Origin of the sequence: Streptomyces sp. (assembly GCF_031178505.1) — a bacterium.
GTDB lineage: Bacteria > Actinomycetota > Actinomycetes > Streptomycetales > Streptomycetaceae > Streptomyces > Streptomyces gulbargensis.
In genome coordinates this window covers 1-7,406 of the sequence record NZ_JAPSIW010000319.1, presented here as the reverse complement: position 1 = coordinate 7,406, position 7,406 = coordinate 1, and the positions used below count along the sequence as shown (strand labels likewise).

Below are 7,406 nucleotides of genomic sequence, written 5' to 3'. Positions count from 1 at the left end.
GCCCGGTAGAGGGAGCCGCCACTCCCGGCCTCGCCGAAGACGAGGCGGTGCGGCGCGTCGTAGAAGTGACGGTCGGCGTCGCAGAAGACCGCGTACCCCTTGTTCACTGCGCACTCCCTCGGTCGGTGACGAACACGACGTTGTCACGTCCCCCACGGGCCCCGACAGTCGCCGCTGTCACCTTCCGTATGTGCGGAACGCACAGGTAACCAGGGCCGATCGGACACCCGGCGGAGTTCTCCCAAGGACCGGGCCGCAGGTGCCGTCCGCGGAACGGGGCGCCGCCGAGGCGTCACAGGAGAAGCAGGACCGCCGCACCCCACAGCACGGACAGGGCTGACAGCGGCGGCCCGACGGGCATGCCCTGCCTCCCCGCCGATGCCTTCTCGAGCGGCCGCAGCTCCGGTTGGAGCATGAGCACCCGCAGCTCCTCGGTGGCGCGCACCGCATGCGGCTCGCGGCCCAGGCGGCGCTCCAGCCATGCCCAGCCGGTGGGGGAGAGGTCGACGGGGGAGTCCTCCGCCCGGTGCACGCGGATGCGGTCTTCGGAGTGCCGCACCCCGGTGATGACGTCCCATGGCACCTGCCGCACGCGCCAGGCCCCCATGACCCACAGCCCGTCGTGGTCGGCGGTGATACGCCAGGTGAGTGCCGTCGCGACGGCCGTGAGCAGCCACGGCAGGGCCAGCGGCAGCCACAGCCAGGACCACGAGGGCCCGTCGTCGAGCACGGCCCAGATGCCACCGCCTTGCATCACGAGCAGCGCGAGGCCCACCGCGTGCGAGAAGCCGTGGGCCCGCCACACCCGCGGGGCCGTCGTGGGCGTCAGGGCGACGGCGCTCTCGTCACGGGGCTGCCGCCGGCTCCGTCCCGTACGGTGCCGGTGCTCCGTCGACGCCGGGGCGGCGGGCTTCACCGCGGTGACGCTGCACTCCACCGAGACCTCGTCGTCGTCCGGCCCCTCGGGTGCGACGAAGACGACTTCGGCGCCGGTGCAGGGGACCCCGTACAGGACGGCCTCCCGCAGCGGCGGGAGAGGATCCTCGCCCCTCAGGATCCCCACGACCTTGTCGAGGTCGACCGCGGCCTCCAGGTCGTCGTCCTCCTCGGCGCCGTCCTCGTCCCCGTCGGCGTCGTCCCCGTCCCGTTCCTCGAAGGCGTGCAGCGAGTGGAAGGACAGAACCGGCCGCAGGCCCTCCCGGTCGTCGGCCGCGAACACCCAGGTACGGCCGTCGTCATGACCTTCGCGCACCAGGACACGCAGCACCGGCAGCGGCTCGCGTCTCAGCCGCTTCGCACGTGTCCGCCCGTCCACACCGTTGGCGAGGAACGCCGTCCCCGCGACGGAGCCGGCCAGCACCAGGAGCTCCCAGCCGAAGACGTCGTACGGCTCCGCGACCAGCGCCGCCCAGTCACCCGCCACGACGATGTCCACCCGGCTGCCCACGGGGAAGTCCTCGGGGTAGGCCGTCTCGAAGCGGCGGGTACGTCCGTCGGCCTCCACCTCCAGGACGTCGGCGTCGGCGTCCTGCTCCAGGCCCGTGACCCGTCCGGTGAGGTGGGTCGCCCCCGCGGCCCGTTCCTCGTACGCGTCGGCGATCTGCCCGGCCCGCAGGAAGCCGAACGCGGCGACGGCCAGCAGCAGCGCCGCGAGAACGAAGGAGAACCGGCCCCGCCGGAACGTCCCCGCCGCGGCGGGCAGCGGATGCACGACCGGCCCGGCGGCCGCGAGCGCCCGTGCCCGCTGCCGGCCCGCGGCGGCCAGCCGGTGGACGAGGCCGGCGGCGGTGAACGCGACGGCCAGCAGGAACGCGAGCGCCGACGGTTCGCCGAAGGCCGCCGTGAAGCCGCCCCCCACGGCGAAGACGACCAGCGTGCCCGCCAGCCCGGCGAGCGCGAGCCGCGGCTGCCGCCACACCCAGTACCACGTCAACACCAGCACGGCGGCCGCTCCCAGCCCCGGCCAGTCGGTGCCGCACGGGGCGGCGGAGGTGCACGGCGCGACAGGAGCTGCCGCCACGTCCCACGCGAACGAGCCGGCCAGCGCCGCCAGTGCCCACCCGGGGTGCGCCCATCCCGCGGGCACCGCGGCGAGCCAGCGCCGGGCGTCGGGGGTCCGCCAGGGGACGGCACCGGGGGGTATGTGCTCGGCTGCCAGTGGCACGGGGTGTCTGTTCACCCGCGCATTATGACCGCGCACCGGGTACCGGACGGCTGTGGGTCCCCTCCGGGCGGCAGGGCCGAACCGTCACCGATTCCGGGCTCCGCGTCGTCCCGGATTCCCCCGCGTACCCGCCTCGGAGGGGGGTGCCGAGCGGCCCCGGTCGCGGCCGTCCCGTAACTGTCCTGTCGGCGGGCCGTGTTGACCTCGCGCGTGTCGGGGCCGGTACGGCGCGGGGTGGGTCGTCGCGCGCATGGGGAGCATGGCAGGATCGCGGTCATGTCCCTCAGCGTTCCCCGCCTCCGGATCGGCTCGACCGAGATCATCGCCCTGGCCGACGGCGAGGGCCCGTTCTTCTCCCCCCGCGAGGAGGTCTTCCCCGAGGCCACGGCCGCTCAGTGGGCCGAGGCCGACCGCTTCGATCCGGGCGCGGTCGACACCGAGGGCCGCTGGCGGCTGCAGTTCCGGGCGTACGCGATCCGCAGCGACAAGGGCGTCACCGTCGTCGACGCCGGTATCGGTCCCGCGGACGGCCCGGCCGCCGCGTGGGCGCCCGTGCCCGGTGCGCTCCCCGCCTCGCTCGCCGCCGCGGGCATCGACCCGGCGGACGTCGACACCGTGGTGCTCACCCACCTGCACACCGACCACGTCGGGTGGGCGGTCGTGACCGAGGCAGCCGTCCCCCCGGTGGGCGGCGCGGCGGACGGCGGCACCGCGGGCCGCCGCCCCTACTTCCCCCACGCCGAATACCTCCTCCAGCGCACCGAGTTCGACGCCATCGACACGCTCAACCCACAGCTCCGCGAGACCCTCACCGACCCACTGGCGGCCGCCGGCCGGCTCCGGCTCCTGGACGGCGACACCCCGCTGCGCGCCGGACGCGCGGTCGCCACACCCGGTCACACCCCCGGACACCAGAGCGTGCTGGTCACCGCCGGCCGCGAGCGGGCTCTCGTCACCGGCGACCTCCTGGTGCACGCCCTCCAGCTTCTCCACCCCGATCTCGCTTACGCGCATGAGGTCGACCCCGAGGCCGCGCGGCTTTCGAGACAGCGCATGCTCGACCGCGACCCGGCCGTCACGCTGCACCTGGCGACGCCCCATCTGACGGAGCCGTTCCTCCCGGCGTGATCGTCGCCCGGGGCCGGTGCGACCGTCGCGCGGCGCAGCGGACACGTGGAGCCCGCCGGGGTCAGCAGGGCCGGCGCCAGACGTCGAGTTCCGGGTGCTTCAGCATCGACGACAGGCGCAGTGCTCGGGCCTCGGGGCAGAAGCGGTGTGCCGGTTCCGTGTACTCCACGTGGAAGACGGCCTTCCCGGCGGCGACGAAGGGTTCGAGCAGGGCGCACTCGCCGAACTCCGCGCACTCCTCGTTGACCGCGAAGTCGAAGTCGCCGACGAGCGCGGGGATCTGGGCCAGGTCGTTCTTCAGCCCCACCGCAAGACCCCGCTCGTGGGCGATGGCGGCGATCATGCGGTTGTAGCGGAGCTGGTCCCGGGCCGTCAGCGGGAAGCCGGTGTCGTTCGCGTATCCCTCGACCAGGTCCGGCTCCACCGCGTCGAACCCCTTGTCGCGGCACATGTCGAAGCGCCGTTCCATGAGCGGGCGCAGCACCTCCAGGCGGCGGATGTCGAGCCAGCGCTCCCCGTCCCAGCCGTTGGGGCGGCCCAGGACGGACCGGGGGAAGGCGTCGCGGTCGGGGCGGAAGTCCTCCCAGGCGCCGACGTTCACGTAGCAGATGACCTTCCGCCCGGCCCGGTGCAGCCGGGCCACGTCGGCGGCGCCGTTCTCGAACCCGTCGATGTCGTACACCGCCACGTCGACCGAGGGATCGACCCGGCCGTCGAGCTGCCACTGCCAGCTCAGACCGGGCCGCGGCTGCCACCTCCGGCCGGCGGTGGGAGCGTCCCCGGGCCGCGCCGTACGGTCCGGGGCCGCCGTACGGCCGGGGGAGGGGGTGGGGTCCGGGGACGCCGGACGGTCGGACGGAGCCGTACGGGCGGGAGCGGTCGAGGTCGCACCCGCATCCGGCTCCGTACCCGCCCCGCCGCACCCCGCGAGCGCGGCCGGCAGGAGCAGGACCGCCACGGCGGCCGCCCGGAGGCCCCGGCGGTTCACCGTTCCGCCTCCGTCAGCGCGGGGGTCAACCCCGCCCAGGGGTTGGGCAGTTCGCCCGTCACCGGGCCGCAGACCGCCGCTCCCCGCTCCCGCGCCGTCCGCACGGCGAGCGGCACCAGCGGCCGCGGCACCCCGTACACGAGGTGGCACAGCCGGCCCGAGGACGGGCGTGCCGCCCACCCCGGCCGGCTGAACCCGGACACGTACGTCGACCACGGCCCCTCGAAGGTGACGGTCAGGTCGGCCAGCCGGGCGTAGCCGGGGGCCGGGTGGACGCCGGGGTTGAGGACGACGGTCGTCGCCCCGGCCCGGCGCAGCCCGCGCACCAGGCGCCTGCACTCCGCCAGCCCTTCCCGGCGGGCGGTCGTCCGGTCCAGGAAACAGCCGTCCACCCCGTACCACTCCCGGTGCCGCCGCCAGTCGGCGATGACGCGCTCCGTCCCGCGCACCCCGTAGTCGGTGTCCACGTAGCCGAGGAGCCGGGCCCCGGTGGCGCTCAGGGCCCGGGCCGCCGCCGTGAAGGCCGGATCCGGCGCGTCCCCAGGACCGCTCGCCGGGTTGATCACCACCCCGTAGGTCCGCTCGGCCGCCGTGAGCAGCCGCCGCCACGCCTCCGGATCCTCGGCGGGGTGGACGTACAGAGGGATCAGCAGGTTCACGGCGCGGCCACCTCCTCGGGGGCGAGGGCCGGCGCCCGTGCCGCCCACAGCGCTGCGGCCGAGTCACCGAGGGAGCGCGCGGGCCGCCAGCCGAGGGCCTCGCGGGCGGCGGTGACGGAGGAGCACTGCCAGGAGACGCGGGCGGACCGGTCGGAGCCGCCGTCCCCCTCGTCGATCCGGCCGGTGAACCCGGCCGCGTCCGCCAGGCGCCGCACCAGTTCCCGTACGGGCACGGCCTGCCCGCCCGAGACGTTGAGGACGGGCGGCAGGGGGCCGGCGGCGGTGGCGGCCAGCTCCACCGCGCGCGCCACGTCCCGCACGTCGACGAAGTCGCGGTACGCCGACAGGTCACCCAGCCTCAGCACCTGCTCCGTCTCCGTCCCCGGCCGCCCGGCCGCCAGGCCGGCCAGCAGGTCCGCGACCCGGCCCGGCAGCCCGGTCACGGGCGCCCCGGCCCCCACCGGGTTGCCGACCCGGAGCACCACGGCGTCCAGGCCGGACGCCGTCACCGCCACCGTCCCGGCCAGCTTGGTCGCCCCGTACGGTCCGGCGGGGGCGCACGGGTCGGCCTCCGCCGCCGGACGGCCGGGGTGGCCCGGACCGTACTCGGCGGCGGAGCCGAGGTGGACCAGCCGCGCGCCGGGCGCGGCCTCCCGCAGCGCCGCGCACAGCGCGGCCGGGCCGCGCGCGTTGACCTCCGCGAGGTGGACGGCGTCGCCGCCGGTCGCTCCGGCGCAGTTGACGACGGCGTCGGGCGCCGCCGCCGTGAGCACCCGGGCCATCTCGCGGGGACGGCCGGCGGCGAGGTCCAGGGGGACGTCGTCCGCCGGGGAGCGGCCCCCGGTGAGCACCGTGGTGCCGGGGCGGGCCCGCAGCCGCTCGGCGACATGGCCGCCCAGGTATCCGCCGGCGCCGAGGAGAAGGATGCGCATCGGTGCTCAGGCTCCCTTGAGCAGCATGGCCTTGCGGCTGGTGAATTCGGCGTTCGCCCGGTCGTAGTCGTCGGGACGGCCGATGTCGAGCCAGTAGCCGTCGAACTCGTAGGCGTGCGGCGGGGTGTGCGCGGCGAGCAGGTCGAGCACCAGCTCGTCGAAGCCGAGCGGCAGCCCGGGCGTGTAGGCGTCCAGGGTGGAGAGGGAGACGCCGTAGACGCCCATGGACACCCGGTAGTCGATGCTGGGCTTCTCGGTGAAGGCGACCACCCGGCTGTCGGCCGTGGTGAGCACCCCGAAGTCGATGTGCACCTTGCGGGCGTAGGTGGCGATGGTGAGGGGGGCCGCCGAACGCCGGTGCTGCCGCAGGACGTCCGCGTAGTCGAGATCGGTGAGGACGTCCCCGTTCATGACCAGGAAGTGTTCCGGCAGCCGGTCCCGCAGGTTGAGCAGCGGGCCCATCGTGCCGAGCGGGCTCTCCTCCGTGGCGTAGTCGATGCTCAGGCCCCACTGCGAGCCGTCGCCGACGTAGGCGCGGATGATCTCGCCGAGGTGGCCGATGGCGAGGGTGCAGTGGGTGAAGCCGGCCGTGGACAGCTGCCGCAGCACGATCTCCAGGATGGCGTGCTCGTCGCCGATCGGGACGAGCGGCTTGGGAAGGGCGGTGGTGTACGGCCGCAGCCGCACGCCCTTTCCTCCGGCCAGGATCACAGCGTGCATGGCATTCCTCCTGCGGGGTGCGTGCCGGTGGAGCGGACGGTGAAGGTGACGCGGCGTCAGATGTTGTAGATGCCGGTCTTGTAGCGGGCCAGGTGGGCCGGGTCGGTGAACCACTCGGCGGTCCGGGCCAGGCCCTCCTCCAGGGAGTGGCCCGGCCGCCAGCCGGTGGCCTCGGTCAGCCGGGTCGCGTCGGCGACCAGCCGCATCACCTCGGAGGCGGCGGGCCGCAGCCGCGCGGGGTCCTCGCGGACGTCCAGCGGCGCGTCCATCACCTTGCCGATGAGCGCGACCAGGTCGCCCACGGAGATCTCGCCGCCCGTCCCGGCGTTGAAGGTGCGGCCCACGACCCGCTCCGCGGGGGCCGTGCCCACGGCGAGGAACGCCCGCGCGGTGTCCTCGACGAAGGTGAAGTCCCGGGTGGGACGCAGGTCTCCGAGGGTCAGGGTGCGCTCGCCGGCGGCGACCTGCCCGATGACGGTGGGGATCACCGCCCGCATCGACTGGCGCGGCCCGAAGGTGTTGAACGGACGCAGGGTGACCACGGGCGTGCCGAAGCTGGCGTGGTAGCTGTCGGCGAGCCGGTCGCCGCCCGCCTTCGAAGCGGCGTACGGGGACTGGGTGTTGATCGGATGGTCCTCGGTGATGGGGACCGTCCGCGCCGTGCCGTAGGTCTCACTGGTCGAGGTGTGCACCAGCCGGGGGGTGCCCAGGGCGCGCACCGCCTCCAGGACGTTGAGCGTGCCCGTGACGTTGGTGTCCACGTAACTGTGGGGCGCCTGGTAGGAGTACGGGATCGCGATCAGCGCGGCCAGGTG

General features: G+C 75.0%; 7 protein-coding genes. 1 reads left to right on the top strand and 6 read right to left on the bottom strand.

Features of this window, described 5'->3' with window-relative positions:
- Nucleotides 1-292: 292 nt before the first annotated feature.
- Complete coding sequence (locus RIF68_RS20495; RefSeq protein ID WP_309052746.1) at nt 293-2,179, bottom strand: hypothetical protein; 1,887 nt, start codon at nt 2,177-2,179, stop codon at nt 293-295.
- A 261-nt stretch (nt 2,180-2,440) separates the two neighbouring features.
- Between RIF68_RS20495 and RIF68_RS20490 the strand changes: the two genes are divergently transcribed.
- On the top strand, nt 2,441-3,292 hold the full coding sequence (locus RIF68_RS20490; RefSeq protein WP_309052745.1) for an MBL fold metallo-hydrolase: 852 nt from the start codon (nt 2,441-2,443) through the stop codon (nt 3,290-3,292).
- A 61-nt stretch (nt 3,293-3,353) separates the two neighbouring features.
- On the opposite strand, the gene RIF68_RS20485 is transcribed toward RIF68_RS20490, so the two are convergent.
- From RIF68_RS20485 to RIF68_RS20465, 5 genes are all read right to left on the bottom strand, one after another.
- Nucleotides 3,354-4,280, bottom strand: a complete 927-nt coding sequence (locus RIF68_RS20485; protein WP_309052744.1) for an endo alpha-1,4 polygalactosaminidase — start codon at nt 4,278-4,280, stop codon at nt 3,354-3,356.
- Nucleotides 4,277-4,939: a spherulation-specific family 4 protein gene (locus RIF68_RS20480; RefSeq protein WP_309052743.1), complete on the bottom strand. Its 663-nt coding sequence runs from the start codon at nt 4,937-4,939 to the stop codon at nt 4,277-4,279. The genes RIF68_RS20485 and RIF68_RS20480 overlap by 4 nt, the downstream gene beginning before the upstream one ends.
- Nucleotides 4,936-5,871: an NAD-dependent epimerase/dehydratase gene (locus RIF68_RS20475; RefSeq protein WP_309052742.1), complete on the bottom strand. Its 936-nt coding sequence runs from the start codon at nt 5,869-5,871 to the stop codon at nt 4,936-4,938. The genes RIF68_RS20480 and RIF68_RS20475 overlap by 4 nt, the downstream gene beginning before the upstream one ends.
- A gap of 6 nt (nt 5,872-5,877) precedes the next feature.
- Nucleotides 5,878-6,591, bottom strand: a complete 714-nt coding sequence (locus tag RIF68_RS20470) for a nucleotidyltransferase family protein (protein WP_309052741.1) — start codon at nt 6,589-6,591, stop codon at nt 5,878-5,880.
- 56 nt (nt 6,592-6,647) lie between these two features.
- The coding region (locus RIF68_RS20465) for a GDP-mannose 4,6-dehydratase (protein WP_309052740.1) at nt 6,648-7,406 on the bottom strand (759 nt) is incomplete at its 5' end.